At 73.7% G+C, this 26,093-nt stretch carries 25 protein-coding genes; 15 read left to right on the top strand and 10 right to left on the bottom strand.

Annotated features, from left to right (window positions below):
* Positions 1-136: 136 nt before the first annotated feature.
* On the top strand, positions 137-2,221 hold the full coding sequence (paaZ, locus tag LQU92_RS08905; RefSeq protein WP_230779997.1) for a phenylacetic acid degradation bifunctional protein PaaZ: 2,085 nt from the start codon (positions 137-139) through the stop codon (positions 2,219-2,221).
* Positions 2,222-2,428: 207 nt separating this feature from the next.
* On the opposite strand, the gene LQU92_RS08900 is transcribed toward paaZ, so the two are convergent.
* The 3 genes from LQU92_RS08900 to paaI form a co-directional block, all read right to left on the bottom strand.
* Positions 2,429-3,052, bottom strand: a complete 624-nt coding sequence (locus LQU92_RS08900; RefSeq protein ID WP_230779994.1) for a TetR/AcrR family transcriptional regulator — start codon at positions 3,050-3,052, stop codon at positions 2,429-2,431.
* Positions 3,053-3,152: 100 nt separating this feature from the next.
* A complete protein-coding gene (locus tag LQU92_RS08895; protein WP_101851559.1) occupies positions 3,153-4,493 on the bottom strand; it encodes a phenylacetate--CoA ligase family protein in 1,341 nt (446 codons plus the stop codon).
* 2 nt (positions 4,494-4,495) lie between these two features.
* Positions 4,496-4,996: a hydroxyphenylacetyl-CoA thioesterase PaaI gene (gene paaI / locus LQU92_RS08890; protein WP_058857307.1), complete on the bottom strand. Its 501-nt coding sequence runs from the start codon at positions 4,994-4,996 to the stop codon at positions 4,496-4,498.
* A 182-nt stretch (positions 4,997-5,178) separates the two neighbouring features.
* Here paaI and paaA point away from each other — a divergent pair, with 182 nt between their 5' ends.
* The 7 genes from paaA (at position 5,179) to LQU92_RS08855 (ending at position 12,107) form a co-directional block, all read left to right on the top strand.
* The gene (paaA, locus tag LQU92_RS08885; protein WP_101851557.1) at positions 5,179-6,195 is read left to right on the top strand and encodes a 1,2-phenylacetyl-CoA epoxidase subunit PaaA; all 1,017 of its coding nucleotides are present in this window, start codon (positions 5,179-5,181) and stop codon (positions 6,193-6,195) included.
* 6 nt (positions 6,196-6,201) lie between these two features.
* The gene (gene paaB / locus LQU92_RS08880; protein WP_101851556.1) at positions 6,202-6,519 is read left to right on the top strand and encodes a 1,2-phenylacetyl-CoA epoxidase subunit PaaB; all 318 of its coding nucleotides are present in this window, start codon (positions 6,202-6,204) and stop codon (positions 6,517-6,519) included.
* The gene (gene paaC / locus LQU92_RS08875; protein ID WP_230779989.1) at positions 6,516-7,343 is read left to right on the top strand and encodes a 1,2-phenylacetyl-CoA epoxidase subunit PaaC; all 828 of its coding nucleotides are present in this window, start codon (positions 6,516-6,518) and stop codon (positions 7,341-7,343) included. Before paaB ends, paaC begins: the two co-directional genes overlap by 4 nt.
* Before the next feature lie 14 nt (positions 7,344-7,357).
* Positions 7,358-7,897 carry a 1,2-phenylacetyl-CoA epoxidase subunit PaaD gene (gene paaD / locus LQU92_RS08870; protein WP_230779986.1) on the top strand — a complete coding sequence of 180 codons (540 nt, stop codon included), beginning with the start codon at positions 7,358-7,360 and terminating at the stop codon, positions 7,895-7,897.
* Positions 7,897-9,063: a 1,2-phenylacetyl-CoA epoxidase subunit PaaE gene (gene paaE / locus LQU92_RS08865; protein WP_101851553.1), complete on the top strand. Its 1,167-nt coding sequence runs from the start codon at positions 7,897-7,899 to the stop codon at positions 9,061-9,063. Before paaD ends, paaE begins: the two co-directional genes overlap by 1 nt.
* A gap of 81 nt (positions 9,064-9,144) precedes the next feature.
* On the top strand, positions 9,145-9,924 hold the full coding sequence (locus tag LQU92_RS08860) for an enoyl-CoA hydratase/isomerase family protein (protein WP_230779983.1): 780 nt from the start codon (positions 9,145-9,147) through the stop codon (positions 9,922-9,924).
* A 206-nt stretch (positions 9,925-10,130) separates the two neighbouring features.
* On the top strand, positions 10,131-12,107 hold the full coding sequence (locus tag LQU92_RS08855; protein WP_230779980.1) for a M13 family metallopeptidase: 1,977 nt from the start codon (positions 10,131-10,133) through the stop codon (positions 12,105-12,107).
* A 12-nt stretch (positions 12,108-12,119) separates the two neighbouring features.
* On the opposite strand, the gene LQU92_RS08850 is transcribed toward LQU92_RS08855, so the two are convergent.
* Complete coding sequence (locus LQU92_RS08850; protein ID WP_230779976.1) at positions 12,120-12,452, bottom strand: DUF4190 domain-containing protein; 333 nt, start codon at positions 12,450-12,452, stop codon at positions 12,120-12,122.
* Positions 12,449-13,288 (bottom strand): carbon-nitrogen hydrolase family protein, encoded by an 840-nt coding sequence (locus LQU92_RS08845; protein ID WP_230779973.1) that lies wholly within the window; start codon positions 13,286-13,288, stop codon positions 12,449-12,451. The genes LQU92_RS08850 and LQU92_RS08845 overlap by 4 nt, the downstream gene beginning before the upstream one ends.
* Before the next feature lie 131 nt (positions 13,289-13,419).
* On the opposite strand from LQU92_RS08845, the gene LQU92_RS08840 reads away from it, so the two are divergent.
* Both LQU92_RS08840 and LQU92_RS08835 read left to right on the top strand, forming a co-directional pair.
* Entirely contained in the window at positions 13,420-13,821 is a 402-nt protein-coding gene (locus tag LQU92_RS08840; RefSeq protein WP_101851548.1) for a YidH family protein, read from the top strand.
* Between the two features lie 77 nt (positions 13,822-13,898).
* On the top strand, positions 13,899-14,174 hold the full coding sequence (locus tag LQU92_RS08835; RefSeq protein WP_101853032.1) for a DUF202 domain-containing protein: 276 nt from the start codon (positions 13,899-13,901) through the stop codon (positions 14,172-14,174).
* Between the two features lie 20 nt (positions 14,175-14,194).
* On the opposite strand, the gene LQU92_RS08830 is transcribed toward LQU92_RS08835, so the two are convergent.
* Positions 14,195-15,481 carry an adenylosuccinate synthase gene (locus LQU92_RS08830; protein ID WP_230779970.1) on the bottom strand — a complete coding sequence of 429 codons (1,287 nt, stop codon included), beginning with the start codon at positions 15,479-15,481 and terminating at the stop codon, positions 14,195-14,197.
* 221 nt (positions 15,482-15,702) lie between these two features.
* Here LQU92_RS08830 and LQU92_RS08825 point away from each other — a divergent pair, with 221 nt between their 5' ends.
* Positions 15,703-17,103: an amino acid permease gene (locus tag LQU92_RS08825; RefSeq protein ID WP_255667315.1), complete on the top strand. Its 1,401-nt coding sequence runs from the start codon at positions 15,703-15,705 to the stop codon at positions 17,101-17,103.
* 21 nt (positions 17,104-17,124) lie between these two features.
* Here LQU92_RS08825 and LQU92_RS08820 read toward each other — a convergent pair whose 3' ends face one another.
* The gene (locus LQU92_RS08820; protein ID WP_230779964.1) at positions 17,125-17,622 is read right to left on the bottom strand and encodes an SRPBCC family protein; all 498 of its coding nucleotides are present in this window, start codon (positions 17,620-17,622) and stop codon (positions 17,125-17,127) included.
* Complete coding sequence (locus tag LQU92_RS08815) at positions 17,601-18,002, bottom strand: metalloregulator ArsR/SmtB family transcription factor (RefSeq protein ID WP_255667314.1); 402 nt, start codon at positions 18,000-18,002, stop codon at positions 17,601-17,603. The genes LQU92_RS08820 and LQU92_RS08815 overlap by 22 nt, the downstream gene beginning before the upstream one ends.
* Positions 18,003-18,259: 257 nt before the next feature.
* Between LQU92_RS08815 and LQU92_RS08810 the strand changes: the two genes are divergently transcribed.
* Positions 18,260-19,318 carry a Gfo/Idh/MocA family protein gene (locus LQU92_RS08810; protein ID WP_230779961.1) on the top strand — a complete coding sequence of 353 codons (1,059 nt, stop codon included), beginning with the start codon at positions 18,260-18,262 and terminating at the stop codon, positions 19,316-19,318.
* Between the two features lie 18 nt (positions 19,319-19,336).
* Here LQU92_RS08810 and ald read toward each other — a convergent pair whose 3' ends face one another.
* Positions 19,337-20,431, bottom strand: coding sequence for an alanine dehydrogenase (ald, locus tag LQU92_RS08805; protein ID WP_230779958.1), 1,095 nt, complete (start codon positions 20,429-20,431; stop codon positions 19,337-19,339).
* A gap of 117 nt (positions 20,432-20,548) precedes the next feature.
* On the opposite strand from ald, the gene LQU92_RS08800 reads away from it, so the two are divergent.
* Genes LQU92_RS08800 through LQU92_RS08790 form a run of 3 tightly spaced genes read left to right on the top strand, consistent with a single transcriptional unit; the run spans position 20,549 to position 24,331 of the window.
* Positions 20,549-21,799, top strand: coding sequence for a M24 family metallopeptidase (locus LQU92_RS08800; RefSeq protein ID WP_230779956.1), 1,251 nt, complete (start codon positions 20,549-20,551; stop codon positions 21,797-21,799).
* Between the two features lie 7 nt (positions 21,800-21,806).
* On the top strand, positions 21,807-23,099 hold the full coding sequence (locus tag LQU92_RS08795; RefSeq protein WP_230779951.1) for a PLP-dependent aminotransferase family protein: 1,293 nt from the start codon (positions 21,807-21,809) through the stop codon (positions 23,097-23,099).
* Entirely contained in the window at positions 23,096-24,331 is a 1,236-nt protein-coding gene (locus LQU92_RS08790) for a M20 family metallopeptidase (protein ID WP_255667360.1), read from the top strand. Before LQU92_RS08795 ends, LQU92_RS08790 begins: the two co-directional genes overlap by 4 nt.
* A 204-nt stretch (positions 24,332-24,535) precedes the next feature.
* Here LQU92_RS08790 and LQU92_RS08785 read toward each other — a convergent pair whose 3' ends face one another.
* Positions 24,536-25,933 (bottom strand): MFS transporter, encoded by a 1,398-nt coding sequence (locus LQU92_RS08785; protein WP_230779946.1) that lies wholly within the window; start codon positions 25,931-25,933, stop codon positions 24,536-24,538.
* Between the last annotated feature and the right edge of the window lie 160 nt (positions 25,934-26,093).

The raw sequence follows: 26,093 nt of genomic DNA, 5'->3' as shown, positions 1-26,093 counted from the left end.
GGTCCGCAGCCGCTGCCGGCCGACGGTGGTCCCAGGATGTGACGTGGGCTATCGTGGTCATAATACCGAACGATCGGTCAGGATGCGGCCGGGGTCCTCCCCGCCCGCGCGCACCCGAGCGAAAGGACCACGCACCGTGGCAGCACAGACCCAGACCATCCTGCCCAGCTACGTCGCGGGCCGGTGGTGGAGCCCGGAGAACCCGCAGAAGGTCACCGAGGTCGCCGACGCCTCGACCGGTGAGGTCGTGGCCCGGGTGTCCACGGACGGCATCGACACCGCCGGCGCCGTCGAGCACGGCCGCACGGTCGGGCAGAAGGCCCTCGGCGAGCTCACGATCCACGAGCGGGCGCTGAAGCTCAAGCAGCTCGCCCAGCACCTCACCGAGCACAAGCAGGCCCTCTACGACCTCTCCTACGCGACCGGGGCCACGCTCAAGGACCACTTCTTCGACGTCGACGGCGGGATCGGCACCCTCTTCACGTTCTCCTCCAAGGGCCGCCGCGAGCTGCCCAACGCCAACGTGATCGTGGACGGGGCCGTGGAGCAGCTGTCCAAGGACGGCTCGTTCCTGGGCGAGCACGTCTACACCCGCATGCCCGGGGTCGCCGTGCAGATCAACGCGTTCAACTTCCCCGTGTGGGGGATGCTCGAGAAGTTCGCCCCCGCGTTCGTCGCCGGCATGCCCACGATCGTCAAGCCCGCGACGCCCACCGGCTACGTCACCGAGGCGTGCGTGCGGCTGATGCTCGAGTCCGGGATCCTGCCCGAGGGCTCGCTCCAGCTGATCTCCGGCTCCGCCCGGGACCTGCTCGACCACCTCGACTACCGCGACCACGTCGCCTTCACCGGCTCGGCCGCCACCGCTCGCACGCTGCGCGAGCACGACAACGTGGTCAACGGCGGCGTGCGGTTCACCGCCGAGACCGACTCCCTCAACGCCGCGATCCTCGGCCCCGACGCCACCCCGGACACCCCGGAGTTCGAGGCCTTCGTGAAGGCCGTGTTCACCGAGATCACCTCCAAGGCCGGGCAGAAGTGCACCGCCATCCGCCGCGTCATCGTGCCGAAGGAGCGCGTCGAGGACGTCGTGGCGGCCGTGGCCGAGCGCGTGCGCCGGCGGGTGGTCATCGGCGACCCCCGCACCGAGGGCGTGACCATGGGCGCCCTGGCCTCCAAGGAGCAGCAGACGGAGGTCCGCAAGGCCGTGGAGCGGCTCGTGGCCGCCGGCGGCACGGTCCGCCTCGGCGGGCCCGACGAGGCCGTGGACGGCGCGGGGACCGGCGCCTTCTTCCCCGTCACCGTCCTGTCCTTCGACGACCCCGAGACCCCCGAGGTCCACTTCGTCGAGGCCTTCGGCCCGGTCACCTCCGTGATCGGCTACGAGGACGTCGACGACGCCGTGCGGCTGGCCGCCCTCGGCGGCGGGTCGCTGGTGGCGACCGTGTGCACGAACGACGGCCCGACCGCCGCGGCCTTCGCCGCCGGCATCGGCGCCCATCACGGCCGCGTGCACTTCCTCAACCGCCAGGACGCGAAGACCTCCACCGGCCACGGCTCGCCCATGCCCCACCTGATCCACGGCGGCCCCGGCCGCGCCGGCGGCGGCGAGGAGCTGGGCGGCGTGCGCGGCGTGAAGCACTACATGCAGCGCACCGCCCTGCAGGGCTCCCCCGACATCCTCACCGCCGTCACCGGCGTGTGGCACCGGGGCGCGGCGGCGAACACCGTGACCCGCGAGGCGGTCGGGAACGGCACCGGCGAGCACCCCTTCCGCAAGTCGCTGGAGACCCTGCGGATCGGCGACCAGTTCGCCTCCGAGCTGCGCACGGTGACCCTCGAGGACATCCTCGAGTTCGCCGAGAGGACCGGCGACACCTTCTACGCGCACACCGACGAGGAGGCCGCCACCGCCAACCCGTTCTTCCCGCGCCGGGTGGCCCACGGCTACCTGCTCGTCTCGTGGGCGGCAGGGCTGTTCGTGGAGCCCGCCCCGGGGCCGGTGCTGGCCAACTACGGGCTCGAGAACCTGCGGTTCATCACCCCCGTGACCTACGACGACGCCATCCGGGTGACCCTCACCGCCAAGCAGATCACCCCGCGGGTGACCGACGAGTACGGAGAGGTCTGCTGGGACGCGGTCCTGCACAACCAGCACGACGAGATCGTGGCGACCTACGACGTGCTGACCCTCGTGGCGAAGACCTGGCCCACCGCCTGATCCGACCCGCTCCGCCCGGGACCACCGGGCCCGCCGGGCCCGCCGGGCCCGCCGGGCCCGGTGGTCCTGGTGGTCCTGGTGGTCCTGGTGGTCCCGCCGGAGTCCGCGAGAACCCACGGTGAGCACGAGACCCCGTGCCGCAGACGGCTGCACGGGGTCTCGTGCTGCCGGTGGGACCTCGCGGGAGGAGGACGGACCGGGTGGGCGTCAGGGGGCGCGCAGGCCCGAGAAGGCCAGGCCGACCACCGTGTCCGCCAGCTGGTCCGTGGTGTCCCCGGCCTCGGGCCGGTACCAGTCCACGATCGAGTTGATCATGCCCAGCAGCAGACGGGCCGCCGAGCGGCCGGAGAGGTCGTCGCGCACGGCGCCCTCGGCCTGGGCCCGCTCGATGAGCTCCCCCACCCGGCGGGTGACCGTGCGGCGCCGCTCGAGGGCGCGGGTCTCGACCTCCGAGTTCCCGCGCAGCCGCAGCAGCAGGGTCACGTAGGGCATCTGCTCCACGAGCACGCGCACGGTCCCGCGGATCACCCGCTCGAGCCGCGCCACGGCCGGCCCCTCGGCGGCCGCGGCGCCGGCCAGGACCTCCTCGAGCGCGTCGAGGGCGCGGGCGAGCGCCTGCTCGAGGATCTCCTCCTTGGACTCCACGTGGTGGTAGATCGCGGACTTGGAGATCCCCAGGTGCTTGGAGAGGGTCCCCATCGACGTCGCGTCGTAGCCGTGGACGTTGAAGACCTCCACGCAGACGCTCAGCAGCGTCTCGCGGTCGTAGCCGGGCCGGCCGCGGCGCGGCGTCTCGCCGGCCGGAGCGGCCGGCGCCGGGGCGTGCGTCATGGGGACCTCGATCGGGTGGGGAGGGCGCGGGGAGCAACGATCCTACCCCGCCGCCGGGTCCCCGGGTGTCCCCCGGGGACCCGGCGGCGGGGTCAGCGGCTCACTTGTCCCGCAGGTCGTAGACCCGGCGCAGCTTGCCCGAGGAGCGGGCGAGCGTGCCGGGCTCGGCGATGCGGATCGCGGCGGAGGAGCCGATCTTGGTCTTGATGGCGTGGACGAGCTTCTGCCCGCCGGCCTCGGCGGCCTCCACCGTGACCTCCTCGCGGCGCTCGATGTTGATGGTCATCTGGTCCATCCGGTTCGGCCGGGTGATCTCGAGCGTGAAGTGCGGGCTCAGCTCGGGCACCTGCAGGGCCAGCTCCTCGATCTGCGAGGGGAACAGGTTGACCCCGCGCAGGATGATCATGTCGTCCGAGCGGCCCGTGATCCGCCCCATGCGCCGGTGGCCGGGGCGGTCGGTGCCGGGCAGCAGCCGGGTGAGGTCGTGGGTGCGGTAGCGGATGATCGGCAGGGCCTCCTTGGTGAGGGAGGTGAACACCAGCTCACCGGGGCGGCCGGTCTCCTGGACCTCGTCCGTGAGGGGGTCGATGATCTCGGGGCGGAAGTGGTCCTCCCAGATGTGGGAGCCGTCCTTGGACTGCGCCGACTCGCCGGCCACGCCGGGGCCCATGACCTCGGAGAGCCCGTAGATGTCGCAGGCGTCGATGCCGAAGGTCGTCTCGATCTCCCGGCGCATCTCCTCGGTCCACGGCTCGGCGCCGAGCACGGCGGTGCGCAGGGAGGTCTCCCGGGGGTCGAGGCCGAGCTTCCGGAAGCCGTCGGCGATGGTCAGCAGGTAGGTGGGGGTCGAGAGGATGGCCTGCGGCTCGAAGTCGCGGATCATCTGGACCTGCTTCTCGGTCTGCCCGCCGGACATCGGGATGACGGCGCAGCCCAGGCGCTCGGCGCCGTAGTGGGCGCCGAGGCCGCCCGTGAACAGGCCGTAGCCGTAGGCGTTGTGGACCTTGTCCCCGGGGCGCACGCCCGAGAGCCGGAAGCAGCGGGCCACGAGGCTCGCCCAGGTGCTGATGTCGTTCTCGGTGTAGGCGACCACGGTGGGCTGGCCGGTCGTGCCGGAGGAGGCGTGGATGCGCCGGACCTCGTTCATCGGCACCGCGAGGGACTTGAAGGGGTAGGCCTTCCGGAGGAACTCCTTGTCCGTGTACGGGAACAGGCGCAGGTCCTCGAGCTCCTTGAGGTCGCCCGGGTGCACGCCGTGGTCGTCGAAGAGCTCCCTGTAGGCGGGCACGTTCTCGTAGGCGTGGTGGACGGTCCAGCGCAGCCGCTCGAGCTGCAGCGCCTCGATCCGGTCCCGGCTCATGGTCTCCTCGGGGTCCGGCTGGGACCGGTCCGCGGCAGGAGCGGCGGGGGCGTAGGGGTTCGGCACGGAGCACTCGGTCATGGTCAGGCCTCCTGGGACTGCGGGGCGGACGGCTGGGCGGACCCGGACGGCAGGGCGGGCTCGGGCTCCGCGGGCTGCTCGGCCGGGGGCGCGGCGCGGCGCGCCGGGTTGGGGATGGTGCGGCTGCGGCCGCGGAACTCGGCGACGAGCTCGCCGTCGGCCGTGACCTGGATGTCGTAGACACCGCTGCGGCCGGCCCGGGCGCGGACGGTGCCCACGGCCGTGAGGGTCTGCCCCCGGCGCGCGGAGGAGATGAAGTTGATGTCGCCGCCGGAGGCCACCGTGATGGTGCTGCCGTCGCCGGCGGGGTCGTTGCAGGCGAGGGCGAAGCACGTGTCGGCGAACGCGAAGATCATGCCGCCGTGGGCGATGCCGAAGCCGTTGAGCATCTCCTCGCGCAGGGTCATGCGGATCTGCGCGCTGCCGTACTCGGCGCGGTCCACCTCGATGCCCATCCAGCGGGACGCGTGGTCCCCGGCGAGGATGGGGTGGTCCTGGGCCATGTAACACTCCTCACAATTCACGACCGAATGTTCAGTAGACAATCCCAGAACGGCTCCCGTGTCAACCCGGAACGGACCCGCGGACCTGTTGACGGAGCCGCCGGGGGCGCATATTCTGAACGAACGGTCAGTTAGTCGCGGGGCACCCCGCGGATCCCACCACGTTTCGGAAGAGGGACACCATGACGTCGCAGAACACCGGGCTCCACGCCGTGCCCGCCGCGGACGCGGCCGAGCAGGCGGAGGCCGAGCGCGCGGGCCAGGAGCACTTCGACCGCATCATCGCCGAGGACTCCCGCATCGAGCCCCGCGACTGGATGCCCGCCGCCTACCGCAAGACGCTCGTCCGCCAGGTCTCGCAGCACGCCCACTCGGAGATCATCGGCATGCAGCCCGAGGGCAACTGGATCTCCCGGGCGCCCTCCCTCAAGCGCAAGGCCATCCTCATGGCGAAGGTCCAGGACGAGGCCGGCCACGGGCTCTACCTCTACTCCGCCGCCGAGACCCTGGGCACCCCGCGCCACGAGCTCAACCAGCAGCTGCTCGAGGGCCGGGCCAAGTACTCCTCGATCTTCAACTACCCCGCCCGCACCTGGGCGGACATGGGCGCCATCGGCTGGCTCGTGGACGGCGCGGCGATCGCCAACCAGGTCCCGCTGTGCCGGGCCTCCTACGGCCCCTACGGCCGGGCCATGGTGCGCATCTGCAAGGAGGAGTCCTTCCACCAGCGCCAGGGCTGGGAGATCCTCTACGAGCTCTCCCACGGCACCCCCGCCCAGAAGAAGATGGCCCAGGACGCCGTGAACCGCTTCTACGGCCCCGCCCTGCAGATGTTCGGCCCGCCGGACGAGGACTCCCCCAACTCCAAGCAGTCGATGGCCTGGAACATCAAGCGCTTCTCCAACGACGAGCTGCGCCAGCGCTTCGTGGACATGATCGTCCCGCAGGCCGAGGCCCTGGGCCTGACCCTGCCGGACCCGGACCTGAAGTGGAACGAGGAGCGCGGCCACTACGACTACGGGCCCCTGGACTGGGACGAGTTCAAGGCCGTGATCGCCGGCCGGGGCCCGTGCAGCTCCCAGCGCATGCAGCGCCGCCGGCAGGCCCACGACGACGGCGCGTGGGTCCGCGAGGCCGCCGCCGCCTACGCCCGCAAGACCGCCGCGGAGCACGCCTCCGCCGAGCTGATCGGAGCCTGACGCCCCATGAGCGAGAACACCGTGAGCACGATCGACGCCTCGGCCGGCGAGTGGCCCCTGTGGGAGGTGTTCGTGCGGTCCTCGCGCGGGCTCTCCCACGTCCACGCCGGGTCGCTGCACGCCCCCGACGCGACGATGGCGCTGCGCAACGCCCGCGACCTCTACACCCGCCGCAACGAGGGGACCTCCGTGTGGGTCGTGCCCTCCGACGCCGTCTCCGCCTCGGACCCCGACTCCAAGGGCGGGTATTTCGAGTCCCCGCAGGGCAAGAGCTACCGCCACGCGACCTACTACACGAAGAGCGAAGGGGTGAAGCACCTGTGAGCTTCGCGTCCCACGACTCCGCGACCAGGCAGAGCGCCGGCCAGGCCATCACCGCCGAGGAGATCGGCGCGAGCGGGGCCACCGCCCCCGAGGACGTGGCCCGCTACGCCCTGTGGCTCGGCGACGACGCCCTGATGCTCGCCCAGCGCCTCGGCTGGTGGATCGCCCGCGCCCCCGAGCTCGAGGAGGACATCGCGCTGGCCAACATCGCGCTGGACCTGCTCGGCCACGCCCGGTTCTTCCTCACCTACGCCGGCACGGCCTGGGGGAAGACCGAGGACGACCTCGCCTACTTCCGCGACGAGGAGGAGTTCCGCTCCTGCCGCCTCGTGGAGCAGGAGAACGGCGACTTCGGGCAGACCATCGCCCGGCAGCTGATCTTCTCCTACTACCAGTACGAGCTCTACCGCCGGCTCGTGGACTCCTCCGACGCCACCCTCGCCGCGATCGCCGACAAGGCGCTCAAGGAGGTCCAGTACCACCAGGACCACGCGAGCCAGTGGATCCTGCGCCTGGGCCTGGGCACCGAGGAGTCCAAGCGCCGCGTGCAGGAGGGGCTGGACTACATGTGGCCCTACGTCGACGAGCTCTTCCACGACGACGAGCTCATCGACGCGCTCGAGGGGATCGCCGTGCGCCCGTCCACGCTGCGGGCCGACTTCGACCGCCGCATCGCCGGGATCCTGGACGAGGCCGGCCTCGAGGTCCCCGGGATCCCGGGCGCCTGGGGCGGGGACCGCTCCGGGGAGTTCAGCGAGCAGCGCGGGCACATCCTGGCGGAGATGCAGGTGCTGGCCCGCCAGCACCCCGGCGCCACCTGGTGACAGGAGGACCTCCCATGACCCCGCACGACCACGGCGCCGAGGCCCCTGCGGCCGGCCTGGCGGTGCGCCCGGCCGACCCCGGGGCGGCCCGGGTGTGGGACGTCGCCACCACGGTGAACGACCCCGAGATCCCCGTGCTGTCCGTCGCCGACCTCGGCATCCTCCGCGACGCCCGGGTCGAGGACGGCCGGGCCGTCGTCGTCATCACCCCGACGTACTCGGGGTGCCCGGCGATGGGGACCATCACCGAGGACCTCGAGCGGGCCCTGCACGCCGCCGGCTGGGCGGACGTGCGCGTGGACCTCGTCCTGCAGCCCGCCTGGACCACCGACTGGATGACCCCGGAGGGGCGGGCCAAGCTCGAGGAGTACGGCATCGCCCCGCCCACCGGGCGCGCGGCGGCCGGGCCCGTCCGGCTCGGCCTGGCCGTGAAGTGCCCCCGCTGCCACTCCCTGAACACCCGCGAGATGACCCGCTTCGGGTCCACCGCGTGCAAGGCGCTCCACGTCTGCAACGAGTGCCTCGAACCCTTCGACTACTTCAAGGTGCACTGATGACCGACTCCACCGCCCAGGCCCCGGCCAAGCGCCGCGCCTCCTTCAACTCCCTCGAGGTCTCGCAGGTCCGCCGGCTCACCGCGGACTCGGTCGAGGTCGCCTTCGCCGTGCCGCCGGAGCTGGTCGAGGACTACGACTACCTGCCCGGCCAGTACGTGGCCCTGCGCGCCGAGATCGACGGCCACGAGGTCCGCCGCTCCTACTCGATCTGCGCCGAGCCGCGCCCGGGAGAGATCCGCGTGGCGATCAAGAAGGACATCGGCGGGGTCTTCTCCACCTGGGCCAACGAGCAGCTCGAGGCGGGCGACCGCCTCGACGTGATGAACCCCCAGGGCGCGTTCACCTCGAAGCTGCGGCTGACCTCGCTGAACGACCCCGAGAAGCTCGCCGCGGAGGAGGTCGCGAAGAACAGCAGCGTGCACCTGGTCGCCTTCGCCGCCGGCTCGGGGATCACCCCGATCATGGCGATCGCCAAGGCCGTGCTGCGCGCCTCGGAGACCTCGACCTTCGACCTCGTCTACGCCAACCGCTCGGCGATGGACGTGATGTTCGCCGAGGAGCTCGGCGACCTCAAGGACAAGTACCCCTCCCGCCTGGCCGTCCACCACGTGCTCTCCCGCGAGCAGCGGATCAGCCCCCTGATGTCGGGGCGGATCGACGCCGACAAGCTCAACGAGATCCTCGACGAGGTCGTCCAGGTCGACCGCACCGACGAGTGGTTCCTGTGCGGGCCCTTCGAGCTCGTCCAGCTGTGCCGCGACACCCTCGCCGCCCGCGGCGTGCCCGAGGAGAGCATCCGCTTCGAGCTGTTCACCACCGGCCGCCCCGAGAACCCGCAGGGCCAGCAGGGCCGCGTGGTCGAGGCCGACCCGTCCGGGGAGAACTACGGGATCGAGTTCACCCTCGACGGCCTCTCCAGCCGGATCGAGTCCCCGAAGAGCGCCCACGAGACCGTCCTCAACGCCGCCCTGCGCGTGCGCCCCGACGTCCCGTTCGCCTGCGCCGGCGGGGTGTGCGGCACCTGCCGCGCCAAGGTCGTCTCCGGGCAGTTCGAGATGGAGGAGAACTACGCCCTGGAGAAGGACGAGGTCGACGCCGGCTACGTGCTGACCTGCCAGACCCGCCCCACCACCGACGAGCTCGTGGTCGACTTCGACGCCTGAGCCCGCCCCGGGAGCCCGGTGCCGTCCCCGGCACCGGGCTCCCGTCCTGCCCGACCGCCCCGAGAACCCCGAGGAGACCCAGTGATCGACCTGACCATCGACGGCGCCGTGGCGGAGGTGGTGCTGAACGCGCCGCAGAAGATGAACGCCCTGGACGAGGCAGCCCTCGCCGAGCTGGGCGATGCCTACGCCGAGGCGGAGCGCGCCGGGGTGCGCGCCCTGGTGCTGCGCGGCGAGGGCCGCGGCTTCTGCGCCGGCCGGGACATCTCCGGGGTCGAGCCCGCCACCGACGACGCCTACGGCTACCTCGCCGGCAGGGTCACCCCGCTGCTGCGCACCATGAGCCGCTTCCCGGCCCCGACCTTCGCCGCCGTGCAGGGCGCGTGCCTCGGCGTGGGCCTGGGCCTGGCCATCGCCACCGACGTGGTCTACGTGGCGGAGAACGCCAAGATCGGCTCCCCCTTCGCCAACCTCGGGGCGACCCTCGACTCCGGCGGCCACGCCCTGTTCACCGAGCGGCTCGGCGCCCACCGCACGCTCGACCTGATCTACACCGCGGAGCTGATGAGCGGGGCCGAGGCCGTGCGCTCCGGCCTGTTCAGCCGCGCCGTGCCCGCCGAGGAGCTGCTCGAGTTCACCCGGGCCCGGGCCGCCGCCGTGGCCGAGGGCGCGACCGGAGCGTTCCTCGCCTCCCGCGAGCTCGTCGCCCAGATCCGCGACGAGCGGATCGGGCTGTGGGAGTCGGTGGAGAACGAGAACCGGGTGCAGGGCGAGCTGTGCCGCAGCGCGGACTACGCCGAGGGCTTCGCGGCGTTCCAGCAGAAGCGCAAGCCGCAGTTCACGGGCGAGCGCCCCGCCTGACCGGCACCGGCCCACGGGCCGCCCGTCCGCCCGGGCCACCCCGCCCGTCGCCGGGTCCCCACCGCGGCCGCGCCGCTGCCGTGGGGGCCCGGCGACGGGCGGGGTGGCCCGCGGGAGGACGAGGACGGGCGAGGAGGGCCAGGGGCGGCGTTACGCGGTCGGGGAACACGGCCGCGGGTGCGCCGCCGCGCCGCTACCGTGGGGGCATGACTGATACGGCGACCTCCTCGGTGTTCGACCTCTCGGGCTTCGACCGCTCCGTGCGGCCGCAGGACGACCTCTACCGCCACGTCAACGGCGCGTGGCTGGCCCGCACCGAGATCCCCGACGACAAGCCCTCGGTGGGGGCGTTCATCGAGCTGCGCGACCAGGCCGAGGCCGCGGTGCGCGAGCTGATCACGACGGCCCGCGCCGGGGACCCGCAGGAGGTCGAGTCGAAGATCGCGAACCTCTACGCGTCCTTCATGGACGAGGAGCGCATCGAGGCCCTCGGCGCCGGGCCGCTGGCCGCGGACCTCGCCGAGGTCGACGCCGTCACCGACGTCCCGGGCCTCGTGCGCCACCTGGGCCGGATGATCCGCCGCGGGATCGGCGGGCTGGTCGAGATCGACGTCGACTCCGACCCGGGCGACCCGGAGCGCTACCTGGCCTTCGTCGGCCAGTCCGGGCTGGGCCTGCCGGACGAGGAGTACTACCGGGACGACCAGCACGCGGACGTGCGCGCGGAGTACCTCGCCCACGTGGAGCAGATGCTCGCCCTGGCCGGGGTCGAGGACGCCGGTCAGCAGGCCCGTGCGGTCGTGGACCTCGAGACCCGCATCGCCGCCCACCACTGGGACAAGGTCACCGTGCGGGACCTGACGAAGATGTACAACCCCATGGCCTTCGAGGAGCTCGCGGCCACGACGACGGCGCTGGACTGGGCGCTGCTGGCCGAGGGCGCCGAGCTGCCCGTGTCCGCGCTGGCGACCGTCGTCAACGCCCAGCCCACCTTCTTCACCGGCGTGGAGGAGCTGCTGGAGGAGCAGCTGCTGGACGCCTGGCGCGCCTGGGCCCGCTGGCACCTCGTCTCGGCCCGGGCGCCGTGGCTGTCCGCGGAGTTCGTCGAGGCCGACTTCGCGTTCTACGGCACCGTCCTCTCCGGCACGCCGCGCCTGAAGGACCGGTGGAAGCGCGGCGTGGAGCTCGTCAACGGCGTGCTGGGCGAGGCGGTGGGCGAGCTCTACGTCGCCGCGCACTTCTCCCCCACCGCGAAGGAGCGGATGGACGAGCTGGTCGCGAACCTGCTGGAGGCCTACCGGATCTCCATCACGGAGCTGGACTGGATGACGGAGACGACCCGGCAGGAGGCGCTGAAGAAGCTCTCGCAGTTCACCCCGAAGATCGGCTATCCCGAGAAGTGGAAGGACTACTCCGCCCTGGAGATCCGTCCCGACGACCTCGTGGGCAACCTCGTGCGCACCCGCGCGTTCCGGCTCGCGGAGCTGGTGCGCAAGGCCGGCAACCCGGTGGAGAGGCACGAGTGGCTGATGACCCCGCAGACGGTCAACGCCTACTACCACCCGCTGCGCAACGAGATCGTCTTCCCGGCGGCGATCCTGCAGCCGCCGTTCTTCGACGAGCACGCCGACGACGCCGTGAACTACGGGGCGATCGGCGCGGTGATCGGCCACGAGATCGGCCACGGCTTCGACGACAAGGGCTCGACCTGCGACGGCGACGGACGGCTGCGCAACTGGTGGTCGGACGAGGACCGCCGCGCCTTCGAGGAGCGCACCGCGGCGCTCGTGCGCCAGTTCGACGACCTCGTCCCCGCCCAGTTCGGGGCCGACGGCCCGTCGGTCAACGGGGAGCTGACCCTGGGCGAGAACATCGGCGACCTCGGCGGGCTGTCGATCGCCCACCGGGCGTGGGAGCTCTCCCGGGACAGCGCCTTCGGGGCGGGCGAGCTGGTCGACGGCTACACCCCGGCCCAGCGGCTCTTCCTGTCCTGGGCCTACGTGTGGCAGCAGAAGTCCCGCGACGAGGCCCTGCGCCAGCGCATCGCCACGGACCCGCACTCCCCCAACGAGTTCCGCGCCAACCAGACGCTGCGCAACGTCCCGGCCTTCTACAAGGCCTTCGGGCTCACGGACGCGGACGAGCTGTGGCTGCCCGAGGCCGAGCGCGTGCGCATCTGGTGAGCGCCCGGGGGCTCAGCCCCCGTTCGAGGTGACCAGGTAGACGGCCACGGCGGCCCACAGGGCGAAGAGCACCGCCCCGACGACGAGCAGGGCCGTGCCGACCCAGCCGAGCACCCGCCCGGCGGTGGCGGGCACGCCCAGCTTCTCGGCCTCACCGGCCTGCCACACCGCGAAGGGCCCCAGCAGCGGCAGCACGACCACGCTGAGGATCCCGAGCACGAGCGCGGTCTCCGCGCGGGAGCGGCCCTCGAGCGCCTGCGGGCTCGGCCACGGCGGCACAGGGCCCCACGGCGGGGGCTGCTGCGGGGGCACCGGCTCCCCGCCGGGTCCGGACGGGGTGCTCACGACCGCTCCTCCGCCCCGTCCGCCGGGACCTCCCCGGCGGGGTCGCTGATGGCCGCGTTGGGCGCGAAGCGGCGGTTGGCGAGCACGGGCACGACCTCCCGCACCTCGTCGATGCGGGCGCGGCCGACCTCGGCGCACAGCACGGTCTCCTCCTCCCCCGCCTCGGCCACGACGACCCCGAGCGGGTCGAGCACCGCCGAGCGCCCGATCGTGTGCTCGGAGCAGGTGTCGGCGGCGACGACCCACACGGTGTTCTCGATCGCCCGCGCCTTCAGCAGCGCCTGCCAGTGGTCGACCTTGTGCTCCCCGGCGAACCAGGCGGCGGGCACGGCGAGCACCTCGGCCCCGGCGTCGACGACCGCCCGGCAGACCTCGGGGAAGCGCAGGTCGTAGCAGGTGATCATCCCGACCCGCAGCTCCCCCACCGGCACGACGGTCACGCCCCTGTCCCCGGGGCGGATGCGGTCGGACTCCCGGTGGCTGAACGCGTCGTAGAGGTGGAGCTTGCGGTAGGTGCCCAGGATCGCGCCGTCGGCGCCCACGGTCACGAGCGTGTTGTAGGGCCGCCCGTCCGCGGAGGTCTCGTAGCCGCCGGCGAGCACCGCGATGCGCGTGCGCGCGGCCAGGAAGGACAGCTGCTGGACGAACCCCGACCAGCCCTCCAGGACCCGCACGGCGAAGTCCTCGCCGATCAGCCGCTCGGCGAGCATCGCCTCCTCGGGGAAGACGATCAGCCCCGCCCCGGCGGCGGCGGCCTCCTCGGCCTGGCGGCGCATCGTCTCCAGGTTGCGGGCCGTGTCCGCGGTGGGCGCGAACTGTCCGACGGCGATCTTCACGGGGTCCTCCTCGGCGGGCGCGGGTGGGACTCCCACTGTAGCCCCGGCCCCGCCGCCGGTCCCCGCGTGACAGGATGGTGCCGCGGCCGCGCTCCCCCAGCGGCCACGGCACCGAGGAGGACGCACAGGACGTGGACGGGACGACGACGCAGGAACCGCACGAGCCCCCGCGGCGGGGACGGCTCACGGAGCGCGTGCTGGGCGGCGGGGAGGACCCGGACCCGCGGTTCACGCTGGCCAACGAGCGGACCTTCCTCGCCTGGATCCGCACGTCGCTGGCCTTCCTCGCCGGCGGCATCGCGATCGAGGCGTTCACCGGCGAGCTCTTCGACGAGCCGGTCCGCACGTTCCTCGCCGTGGTCCTGCTGCTGCTGAGCATGCTCGTCAGCGCGGGGGCGACGTTCCGCTGGATCGGCGTCGAGCGCAGCATGCGCCGGCAGGCGCCGCTGCCGCTGCCCCTCATCGCGCCGCTGCTGGCCGTGGGCGGGGCGGTCGCGGCGGGGGTGCTCGTCGTCGTCGTCCTGCAGGCCTGACGGTGGCCGCCGCACGCCGCGGGCGGCCCCCGTCCCGGCCGCACCGCGACCCCGGGCTGCAGCCCGAGCGCACCACGATGGCCTGGGGACGCACCCTGATGTCCCTCGTGGTGGTCGCGGCGGTGTTCCTGCGCTGGCTCCCCCACCACGGGCCGTTCGTGCTCGTGCTCTTCGTCCTCGCCTGCCTCACGGCCGGGGCCGTCTACCTCACCCAGCGGCCGCGCTACGCGCGCGGGGCCCGGGGCATCGCCCGGGAGCGGGCCGAGCCGGAGGTCGCCGCGGTGCTGGCGACCTCCGTGGCGATGCTCGCCCTCGCCTCCCTGGGGATCTGGGTCGTGCTCGTCCTCGCCTGAGGCCGCCCGGGCGCGGGGCCTCAGTCGATGAGGTCGCGGACCACGATGGTGGCGTCCCGGTCCGGGCCCACGCCGATGGCCGACATCCGGGTCCCGCTCATGGCTTCGAGCGCCTCGACGTAGGCACGGGCGTTGGCGGGCAGGTCCCCGAGGGTGCGGCAGCCGGTGATGTCCTCGTCCCAGCCGTCGAAGTGCTCGAGGACCGGCTTCGCGTGGTGGAACTCGGTCTGGGTCATCGGCATCTCGTCGTGCCGCACGCCGTCGACGTCGTAGGCCACGCAGACCGGGATGCGCTCGATGCCGGTGAGGACGTCGAGCTTGGTCAGGAAGTAGTCCGTGAAGCCGTTGATGCGGGAGGCGTGGCGGGCCATCACGGCGTCGTACCAGCCGGTGCGGCGGGGCCGGCCGGTGTTGACCCCGAACTCCCCGCCGGTCGTGCGCAGCTGCTCGCCCATCGCGTCGAAGAGCTCGGTGGGGAACGGGCCGGCGCCCACGCGGGTCGTGTAGGCCTTGATGATCCCGATCGAGCGGGTGATGCGGGTGGGGCCGATGCCCGAGCCCACGGAGGCGCCGCCGGCGGTCGGGTTGGAGGAGGTCACGAACGGGTAGGTGCCGTGGTCGACGTCCAGGAAGGTCGCCTGCCCGCCCTCCATGAGCACGACCTTGTCCTCGTCCAGGGCCCGGTTGAGCAGCAGGGTGGAGTCCACGATCATCGGGGCCAGCCGCTCGGCGTAGGCCAGGAAGTACTCCACGACCTCCTCGACCTCGATGGCCCGGCGGTTGTAGAGCTTCACGAGCAGCTCGTTCTTCTGCCGCAGCGCGCCCTCGATCTTCTGCCGCAGGATCGACTCGTCGAGCACGTCCTGGACCCGGATGCCGAGCCGGCCGACCTTGTCCATGTAGGTGGGGCCGATGCCGCGGCCGGTCGTGCCGATTGCGCGCTTGCCGAGGAAGCGCTCCGTGACCTGGTCCATCGTCTGGTGGTAGGGGGCCACGAGGTGGGCGTTGGCGGAGATCCGCAGCCGGGAGGTGTCCGCCCCGCGCGCCTCGAGCCCGTCGATCTCCTCGAACAGGGCCTGGGGGTTGACCACCACGCCGTTGCCGATCACGGGCACGGCGTTGGGGCTGAGGATCCCGGCGGGCAGGAGCTTGAGCTCGAACTTGTCCCCGCCCACCACCACGGTGTGCCCGGCGTTGTTGCCGCCGTTGGGCTTGACCACGTAGTCCACGCGGCCCCCCAGCAGGTCGGTGGCCTTGCCCTTGCCCTCGTCGCCCCACTGGGCGCCGACGATCACGATTGCTGGCATCGAACGTCTCTCCTGCCTGGCTGGTGCGGGACGGCGCCCGCGGCGCCCGGCGGCGTGCACCGGCCGGACACGACAACGCCCCGGGTCCGTCCGGTCCCGCCCGCCCGGTCGATCGGGTGCCACGGCGGCGGGAGGAGGTCCAGGGGCTCTTACCGGGCAAGTCTACCGGTCCGTCGGGGCCCAGGGACCGCGACGCCGCCGGTGGGCTACCCTCGGTGCCCATGAGCTCCCCCTCCTCGTGGACCGCGCCCGGCCCGGAGGCCCCCGGTGCGGCCCCTGCCGCACCGGGGGCCCGGCTGAAGGCCCGCCACCTCGTGATGATGGCCCTGGGCAGCGCGATCGGCACGGGGCTGTTCATCGGCTCCGGGGCCGCGGTGCGCACCGCTGGGCCCGCCGTGCTGCTGTCCTTCCTCGTGGCCTGCGTGCTGCTCGTGCTCGTGATGCGCGCCCTCGGCGAGATGGCCGCCGCCGACCCGTCCCCCGGCGCCTTCTCGACCTGGGCCGAGAACGCCATGGGCCGCACGGTGGGGCGGACCCTGGGCTGGCTGTGGTGGGCGCAGATCGTGGTGGTCGTCGCCGCGGAGGCCACGGCCGCCGCCCAGCTGCTCACGGAGCTGTGGCCGGTGACCGAGCAGTGGGTGCTCGCCCTCGTGTTCATGGTCGTGTTCACGGGGGTCAACCTCGTGAAGGTGCGCACGCTGGGCGAGACGGAGTTCTGGTTCGCGCTCATGAAGGTCCTGGCCGTGGTGGCGTTCCTCGCGGTCGGGGTGGCGCTGCTGCTGGGCCTGCTCGAGGTCCCCTCCCCGGGGCTGCGCAACCTCACCGCGCACGGCGGCTTCCTGCCCACCGGCCTGACCGGGGTCGCGGCGGCGCTGCTCGTGGTGATCTTCGCCTTCGGCGGCACGGAGCTCGTGACCATCGCCGCGGCCGAGACCGAGGACCCGCAGCACAACGTGGCGCGGGCGATCCGCACGATCCTCGTGCGCATCCTCGTCTTCTACGTCGGGGCGGTGACCGTCATGGTCCTCGTGCTGCCGTGGAACGACGAGCAGCTCTCGGTCAGCCCGTTCGTCGCCGTCCTGGAGGCCGCCGGCGTGCCGGGGGCCGACGTGGTCATGGCCGTGATCATCATCCTGGCGCTGCTCTCGGCGCTCAACGCCAACATCTACGGCTCCTCGCGGATGCTGTACTCGCTCGCCCGCCGCGGCTCCGCCCCGCGCGCGTTCGCGGACCTCAGCGACCGGGGCGTGCCCCGCACCGCGGTGGTGGTCTCCGTGGTCTTCGGCTTCGCCGCCGTGGTGCTCAACTACCTGTGGCCCGAGACCGTGCTGCTGTGGATGCTCAACACCGTGGGCGCGACCTGCCTCGTGGTCTGGGGCCTCGCGCTCGTCTCCCAGATCGTGCTGCGCCGCCGCGCGGACCGCGCCGGGACCGTGCTGCCCCTGCGGATGTGGGCGTTCCCGTGGCTGTCCTGGTTCGCGCTGGCCCTGCTGGCCGGGATCGTGCTGCTCGGCCTGCTCGACGACGCCGTGCGGGTGCAGCTGCTCCTGACCGCCGGGCTGGTGGCGCTGATCGCCCTGCTGGCCCGCACCCTCGGCCGCCGGGAGCCCGCCCGCCGCTGAGCACGGCGGGCGGGCTGCCGCTCAGCCGCCCTGCCCGCCGGCCAGCTCGGCGAGCAGCTCGTCCAGCCGCTCGTAGCCCTGGGTCATGCCGTCCTCCATCCCGGAGGCGGCCATGGCGTCGCGGGCGGCGACGGAGGCGTGGACGGTGTGGCCGACCAGCCGGCAGCGGCCGTCGCCGAGGTCCTCGAAGCGCAGGAACTCGAGGTCGACCGCGTCCGGTGCACCCAGGTACTCGAAGGTCTGGACGATGAGCTCGTCGCGGCGCACGGTGTGGAAGGTCCCGCGGAAGCCGTACTCCTCCCCGCCCTCCTCGGGGGTCTGGGCGAAGGCCCACGCGCCCCCGGTGCGGCAGTCGTGCTGCTGGATGCGGGTCCGCAGCCCGCGCGGGCCGATCCACCGGGCGTAGAGCTCGGGGTCGGCGTGGGCGCGGAAGACCTCCGCGACGGGGTGGTCGAACTCGCGGGCGAAGTCGATGTACGGCAGCCCGTCCGGGATGCTCAGCTCGAGGGGGTGTCCCATGGTGATCGGTCCTTCTCGGCGGCGCCGCGGGGCGCGGCGCGGGTCTCGAGCACGGCGTCGAGGCGGCGGAACTGCTCCTCGCGGACCGTCCGGTACCGGTCGATCCAGGCGGTGAGCGCCTCCAGCCGTGCGGGTTCCAGGTGGACGGGCCGGCGCTGGGCGTCACGGCTGCGCGTGACGAGCCCGGCCCGCTCGAGCACCCGGACGTGCCTCGAGATCGCCTGGACGGAGATCTCGAAGGGTTCCGCCAGCTCGGTCACCGTGGCCGGCCCCTTGCTGAGGCGGGCGACGAGGCGGCGGCGGACCGGGTCGGCCAGCGCCAGGAAGGCCCGGTCCAGCTGCTCCTCGTCCACGGCGTCCTCGCCCTTCCTGTTGCTCAACACTCCGGTTGATCAATTGGAGTGTTGAGAACAATGCTACGCCGCCCGCCGCGCCCCGTGAAGGGCGCCGCCCGTGGCCACGGCCACCCCGCTGGTCCACGTCCCGCACGACGTCGAGGCCAGGTCCGGGCTCGACCCGGTGCTGCGCCGCCGGCCGGCCCTCGCCGACCGGAAGGCCGGCGGGGTGGGCGTGCTCGCCCGCGGCCGGCCCGGCGGGGCCGTCCCGCCGGGCGGGCCCGGTCCGCTAGCGTGGCGGGATGCACACGGACGCCGCAGCAGCGCACACCGCACAGGATCCGGACCACCGGGTGCTGCGCGCCGGGATCGTCGGCTACGGGATGGCCGGGCGGGACTTCCACGCCCCGCTGCTGCGCCGGGCGGGGTGGCGGGTCGGCGACGTCGTCACCGCCGACCCGGGCCGCCGCGCCGCCGCCGAGGCCGACTGGCCGGGAGTGCGGGCGCACCCGGACCTGACCGCCCTGCTCGAGCGGTCCCGGCCGGACCTGCTCGTCGTGGCCTCGCCCAGCGGCCGGCACGTCGAGCACGCCCTGGCGGGGCTCGAGGCGGGGGTCCCGGTGGTCGTCGACAAGCCGTTGGCCCTGGACCGGGACGGGGCGGCGGCCCTCGTGCGGCGGGCCGAGGAGACCGGGACGCCACTGACCGTCTTCCACAACCGGCGCTGGGACGCCGAGCAGCTGACCCTGGAGCAGGTGCTGGCCGGGGGGCGCCTGGGCACGGTGCACCGCTTCGAGCGGCGCTGGGAGCGGTGGCGCCCGGTGCCCAAGGACCGGTGGCGGGAGAACGCCGTGGGCGAGGGCGGTCTGCTGCTGGACCTCGGCGCGCACCTGGTCGACGCCGCGCTGCGGCTGTTCGGTCCCGTCACCGCGGTGCGCGCCGAGCTGCGGGCGCTGACCACCCCGACCGAGGACGACGTCTTCCTGGCCCTGGAGCACGCCGGCGGCGTGCTCAGCCACCTCACGGCCGGCAGCCTGGTCGGCGCCCCGGGCCCGCGCACCCGGGTGCTCGGCTCGGCCGGGGCGTTCCTGGTCCCCGGCCACGACGACGCCCCGGGGCCCTTCGACGTCCTGGACCCGGGCGAAGGCATGGCCGGGTGGCTGGTCCGCGGCGCCGAGGCCGAGCCCGTGCCCACCGCCGCGGGCGGGCCCGCGGACTTCTACCGGGCCGTGACCCGCTGGCTCACCGCCGGCGGGCCGGTGCCGGTGGACCCGTGCGAGGCCGTGGCGGTCGCCGCGGTCCTCGACGCCGCCCGGCGCAGCGCCCGCACGGGCGCCGCGCAGCGCCCGGCCGGGGACTGAGCCGGACGGGCCCCGGCCTCAGCCCGCCTGCGCGGGCAGGTCCGGGAACGCGGCCGCGACCCCCGCGTGGCGGATCCTCCCGGCCTCGACGTTGAGCCCGGCGGCGAACTCGGGGTCCTCGGCCAGGGCCCGTTCGGGACCGCGGGCCAGGCGCACCACGTACGGAGTCGTGGCGTGGGCCAGGGCGCGGGTCGCGGTGCGCGGCACGGCGCCGGGCATGTTGGCCACGCAGTAGTGGGTGATGCCGTCGACCTCGAACGTGGGCTCGTCCCAGGTCGTGGCGTGGGAGGTCTCGAAGCACCCGCCCTGGTCGATGGCGACGTCGACGAGCAGCGCGTGCTCGTGCAGGGTCGTCAGGTGCTCCCGGCGCACGAGCTTGGGCGCGGCCGCGCCGGGGACCAGCACCGCGCCGATCACGACGTCGGCCCCGGCGATCTCCTCGGCGAGCACGTGCTCGTCGCTCATCAGCACGCGGGCGCGGTGGCCCATCAGGTCGGTCAGCTCCCGCACGCGCACCCCGGAGGCGTCCAGCACGGTGACGTCGGCCATCAGCCCGGAGGCCGCGAGCGCCGCCTGGGTGCCCACGGCGCCGCCGCCGATCACCACGACCCGGGCCGCCGCCACCCCGGGGACCCCGCCCATGAGGATCCCCGGTCCGCCGGCGTTGGACTGCAGGTGGTGGGCGGCGGCCTGGGCGGCGAGCCGGCCGGCGATCTCGGACATCGGCTGCAGCAGCGGCAGGGTGCGTCCGGCGCGGACGGTCTCGAAGGCCACGGCCCGGGTCCCGGCGGCCACGAGCGCCTCGGTGAGGGGCCGGTCGGCGGCCAGGTGCAGGTAGGCGAAGAGGGTGAGGTCGGGGCGGAGGAAGCCGTGCTCGGCCGCGACCGGCTCCTTGACCTTGACCAGCAGCTCCGCCTGCTCCCAGACCTCCTGCTGGGTGGCCGGCCGGGCCCCGGCGGCGGCGTAGGCGTCGTCGTCGAAGCCCGAGCCCTCCCCCGCGCCCGACTCGACGAGGACCTCGTGGCCCTCCTGCACGAGCCGGGTGACGCCGGCGGGGACGAGCCCCACCCGCCGCTCGGCCGGCTTGATCTCCCGGGGCACCCCGATGCGCATGGCTCCCGCCCTTCTCCGGTCGCGGCCGCGGCGCCGTCGCCGGGCGCAGCGGTGCCGCTCAGCCTACGCCCCCGCCGGATTGTTGACAATCTGCAATGGGTGTTCCCATCATGGGTCATGGCCACTTCGTACCTGCCCGCCGAGCCGGCGGACCCGGCCGGCTCCCGCCCCGCGGACCCCGACGTGCGCCCGGCGCTGTTCTCCCCGGCGGAGTACGACCGGCGCCTGGAGGCCGTGCGCCGGCGGATGGCGTACCAGGGCCTGAGCGCCCTGGTGGTCACCGACCCCGCGAACATCTTCTACCTGACCGGCTACGACGCCTGGTCCTTCTACACCCCGCAGATGCTCTTCGTCCCGCTCGAGGGCGAGATGCTCCTGTACCTGCGCGAGATGGACGCCAACGGCGCCTTCCGCACGAGCTGGCTGCCGCAGGAGCAGCTCATCGGCTACCCCGAGCGCTACGTCCACCGCCCCCACCTGCACCCCTTCGACTGGGTGGCCTTCGACCTGCGCCGGCGCGGCCGGATCGCCCCGGCCACCAAGGGGTGCGTGGGCCTGGAGATGGACGCGCACTTCTTCTCCCCCAAGGGCTACCGCGCGCTGGTCAACGCCCTGCCGGAGTGGACGCTCGTCGACGCCTTCGAGCTGGTGAACTGGGTGCGGGCCGTGAAGTCGGAGGCCGAGATCCAGTACCTGCGCACCGCCGGACGGGTCACCGCCGCCGCCATGCAGGCGGCCATCGACGCCATCGAGCCGGGAGCGCCCCAGAACCGGGTGGCCGCCCAGATCGCCCGCGCGCAGGCCGAGGGCGTCGACGGCGCCTGGGGGGACTTCCCTGCCATCGTCCCGATGCTGCCCACCGGGGCCTCCGCCGACACCCCGCACCTGACGTGGTCCGACCGGGTCCTGCAGCCCGGCGACGCCGTGGTCGTGGAGCTGGCCGGGGCCCACCGCCGCTACCACGTGCCGCTCGCGCGCACCGTGATGCTGGGCCCGCCCTCCGACGAGCTGCTGCGCCTCGAGGCGGCCGTGGCCGAGGGGCTGCAGAGCGTGCTCGACACCGTGGCCGAGGGCGTGCCGGTCCGGGAGCTCGCGAGCGCGTGGAACTGGGCGCTCGCCGGGCACGGGCTCGAGAAGCACAGCCGGCTCGGCTACTCCATCGGCATCGGCTACCCGCCCGACTGGGGCGAGCGCACCATCAGCATCCGCAGCGAGGACGAGTCCGTGCTCGCCGAGAACATGACCTTCCACATCATCTGCGGCATGTGGATGACCGGGTACGGCTACGAGGTCTCGGAGTCGGTGCGCGTCACGCGCACCGGCGTGGAGACCTTCACCTCGTTCCCCCGAGCCCTCATCAGGAAGTGAGACCCCCATGACGATCACCACCGCCCGCCTGACCACGGTCGACGACCTCGCCGTCAAGCCCACCCGGGGCCTCACCGGGGACCCCGCCCAGGGCCTGCTGCCGCTGGCCCGCCGGGCCGACGGGCTCATCGGCTCGGTCATCGACTCCTCCACGTCCCTGCTCGCGGCGCAGAGCCACGATGTCGTGCGCTTCGCCATGGGCGCCCCGGCCGCCGAGACGGTGCCCACCGAGGAGTTCCGCCGGATCGCGGCGGAGGTCCTCGACAGCTCCTCCTTCACCTACGGCGCGACCGAGGGCGAGCCGGGCCTCATCGAGACGGTCGTGGACCACCACTCCACCACACCGGAGCCCACCCGGCCCGAGCGCCTGGTCATCACCTCCGGCGGCATGCAGGGCCTGGACCTGGCGTTCAAGCTCTTCGTGGACCCGGGGGACCTCGTGGCGGTCGAGAGCCCCACCTACACCAACGGCTCCGGCACGGCCCTGGGCTACGGCGCCGACATCCTGGAGGTCCCGATGGACCGGGACGGGATGGACGTGGACGCGCTCGAGACCCTCGTGGCCGAGGCCGGCCGGACGCCGCGGGTGATCTACACGATCCCGAACTTCCAGAACCCCTCCGGCACCACCCTCAGCGAGGACCGCCGGCGGCGCCTGCTCGACCTGGCCCACCGGTGGGGCTCGATCATCCTCGACGACGACCCCTACGGCGGGCTGCGCTTCGCCGGCGCCGAGGTCCCCGGCTTCCGCGCGATCAGCCCGGACGACCCGCTGGTCTTCTCGGTGCGCACGTTCTCCAAGGTGCTGGCCCCGGGGCTGCGCGTGGGCTGGGTGGACGCGGACCCGCGGCTGCGCAAGCTGCTCATCGCGGGCAAGCAGACCATGGACACGTGCACGAACGTGCCCAACCAGCACATCGTGGAGCGCTTCGTGCGCCGGGGCGGCTACGACGAGCACCTGGCGGGCCTGCGCGCGGAGTACCTCCGGCGCAAGGAGGCCATGGACGCCTCGATCGCCCGGCACCTGGGTCCGCGCGTGCGCACGACCGACCCCGAGGGCGGGTTCTTCCTCTGGGTCACCCTGCAGGGCGAGGACGCCCGCGTGCGGACCTCGCGGCTGTTCGAGATCGCCCTCGCGGAGGGCGTGGCCTTCATCCCCGGTCCGGCGCTCTCGCCCTCGGGCCGGTTCGAGGACGCCTTCCGCCTCTGCTTCGCCTCGACCACCCCGGAGCGCACGGAGGTGGGCCTGCAGCGCCTGGCCCGCGCCCTGGACATCGCCCGCGACGAGGCGGACCGCTGAGCCCGCAGGCCCGGCCCGCCGCCCGCCGGGGGTCCTCCCCCGGCGGGCTCGAGCGCGCCGTCCTGGACGCGATCGAGCCCGACGACGTCGTCGCCCTGACCCGCGCCCTCGTGGACGCCGGCGGGGAGAACCCCGGCGGGACGGAAGAGCGCACCGCGCAGGTCCTGGCGGAGGCCGGACGGGCCCGCGGGCTGGCCGTGCGCACAGACCCGGTCGCCCCCGGGCGGCCGAACGTCGACGTGGAGCTGCCCCCGGGCGGGCCCGTCGGGAACGGCCCCGGCCTGCTCTTCCTCGGGCACTCCGACGTGGTGCCCGCCGGACCGGGCTGGAGCCGGGAGCCGTTCCGCTCGGCCGTGGAGCACGGCCGGCTGTACGGGCGCGGGGCCACCGACATGAAGGGCGGCCTCGCGGCCGTGCTGGTGGCCGTGGCCGCCCTGCGGCGGGCCGGTGCGCCGCTCGCGGGGCCCGTGCGCCTGGCCTGCACCGTGGACGAGGAGGACCTCGGCACCGGCATCCGGCACCTGAGCCGCCGCGGTCTCGGCCGGGCCTTCCGCGGCTGCGTGGTCGCCGAGCCCACCGACCTGCAGACCGTCGTGGCCTGCCGGGGCGACGCCTACCTCGAGCTCGAGGTGACGGGGGTGCCGGCGCACTCCGGGCGGCCGGCGGACGGGCGCAACGCCGTCGACGCCGCGGCGCGGGTGCTCGAGCTCGTGCGCGCGGACCACGCGCGCCTGCAGCAGGACCTCGACCCGCTGCTGGGCGCCGGGTCGTGGAACGTCGGCCGGATCGAGGGCGGGCGCACCACCTCGATGGTCGCCCCCTCCTGCCGCGTGTGGCTGGACCGCCGGCTGATGCCCGGGGAGGACCCGCACCGGATCGCCCTGGACCTGCTGGCCGCCGTGGCCGCCGCCGGCATCGACCGGGACGGCATCACGGTGACCGCCGAGGTCACCATGGCCATGCCCGGCTTCCGCACCCCCGTCGACCACCCCCTGGTGACCACGGCCCACGACGCCGTCGCCGGGCTCGGCGGGCCGGCGTCGGTCGGCGGCTGGACGGCGGCCTGCGACGGCGGCTTCGTCGCCCGCGACCACGGCGTGCCCACGGTCGTCATGGGTCCGGGCGGCCTCAACGACCAGGCGCACCAGGTCGACGAGTCGGTGGGCACGGACGAGCTGGTCCTCGCCGCCCGCGCCTACGCCCTGACCGCCCTGCGCCTGCTGGGCGGCTGAGGACCCGGCCGTCGCGGCACCCCGGCCGGGGGCCGCGGCGGCCGTCCGCACGTCCGGGGCCGCGACCCCTGCGCGCCCGTCCCGCGACGTCCCCGTCCGCACCGCCCGGGTCCGTGCGGTCCCGCTGTCCGCGCCTCCCGTCCCGGCACGCGGGAAGCCCCCGGTCCGCACCCCGGGACGGGGTGCGGGCCGGGGGCCGGGCGCTCAGGAGCGGGCGCGGACGAGGTCCTGGGGCTTGGTCTCCGGGATCTCGGTGCCGCGCAGGGAGGCGCCGACGGTCTCCTTCATCGCCCGCACCGCGACCAGTCCCACGACGCAGGCGGCCATCATGTAGAAGGCGGGCACCAGCGGGTTGCCCGTGGCGCCGATGAGCGCCTCGTTGGCCAGCGGGGCGGTGCCGCCGAAGACGGCCGTGGCGAGGTTGTAGGTGATCGCGAACCCGGCGTAGCGCACCTGGGTCGGGAACATCGCGGGGAAGGTCGCCGAGATGGTGGCCAGCTGCGGGATGTAGAGCAGGCCCAGGACCGCGAAGCCCAGCAGCGCCCACCAGAACCCGTTGGCCATCAGCATGTACATCGGGATGGCCAGCACGAACAGTCCGATCAGCGAGGCGTACCACATGGGCTTGCGCCCGACCCGGTCCGAGAGGGCCCCGGCGAACGGGATGACGAGCATCATCGCGAACTGGGCGACGAACATGATGGTCAGCACCGTCTGGTTCGCCATCCCCGTCTGCCCCTCGAGGTAGGTGGGCATGTAGCTCAGCAGCGTGTAGTTCACGACGTTGAGCGCGATGACGAGCCCCGTCATGACGAGCATGGGACGCCAGTAGCGGGTGATCAGGTCCTTGAGGGCCATGCCGGCGGAGGACTCCGTGTGCCCGGACTCCTCCAGCTCCTGGAAGACGGGCGAGTCGGCGAGCCGGGAGCGCAGGTAGAGGCCGACCAGGCCCATGGGCCCGGCGAGCAGGAACGGGATGCGCCAGCCCCACTCGCTCATGGCGTCGTTGCCCAGCACGACCTCGCCGAGCAGGACGATCAGCGAGCCGAGGGCGAAGCCGGCGAGCGTGCCGAACTCCAGGAAGCTGCCGAGGAAGCCGCGCCGCTTGTCCGGGGCGTACTCGGCCATGAAGGTCGCGGCGCCGCCGTACTCGCCGCCGGTCGAGAAGCCCTGGACGGCGCGCAGCAGGATCAGCAGGATCGGCGCGGCGATCCCGATGGTCTCCACCGTGGGCAGCAGGCCGATGCAGAAGGTCGCCCCGGCCATCAGGATGATCGTCAGGGCGAGGATGCGCTTGCGGCCGAGGCGGTCGCCGAGCGGCCCCCAGAACAGACCGCCCAGCGGGCGGACGAGGAACGAGAAGGCGAAGGTGCTCAGCGCCAGGATCGTCCCGTACTCGCCGGGGAAGAAGTTCTGGGTGATGTAGACGACCGACACGGCGTAGACGCCGTAGTCGAACCACTCGGTGGCGTTGCCGATCGCGGAGGCCGCGACGGCGCGGTTGACCGTCCTGGCGTCCGGCTCGGGGCGGCCCGTCGCCGGGTCCCGGGGCACGTGCTCGTCCCCGTGGGCGGGACGGCCGGGGGTGTGGTGTGCGTTCATGACAGCCTCCGTCGGAGTTCGTGCGGTGCACCGGCCGGGAGCCCGGTCGTGCGGGGCCCGGCACTCGGCGCGCCGGAGCCCGGGTTCTTCGTGGTGGGGAGCTCGGTGCGCCGGGGACCGTCCCGGTGGCGCCGCCGGCCGCGGCGCCCGGCGGCTGCGT

This window comes from Kocuria sp. LUK, assembly GCF_021012935.1.
Lineage (GTDB): Bacteria > Actinomycetota > Actinomycetes > Actinomycetales > Micrococcaceae > Kocuria > Kocuria flava.
The sequence above is the reverse complement of the archived record's forward strand: the minus strand, read 5'-3'. Positions and strand labels throughout refer to the sequence as shown.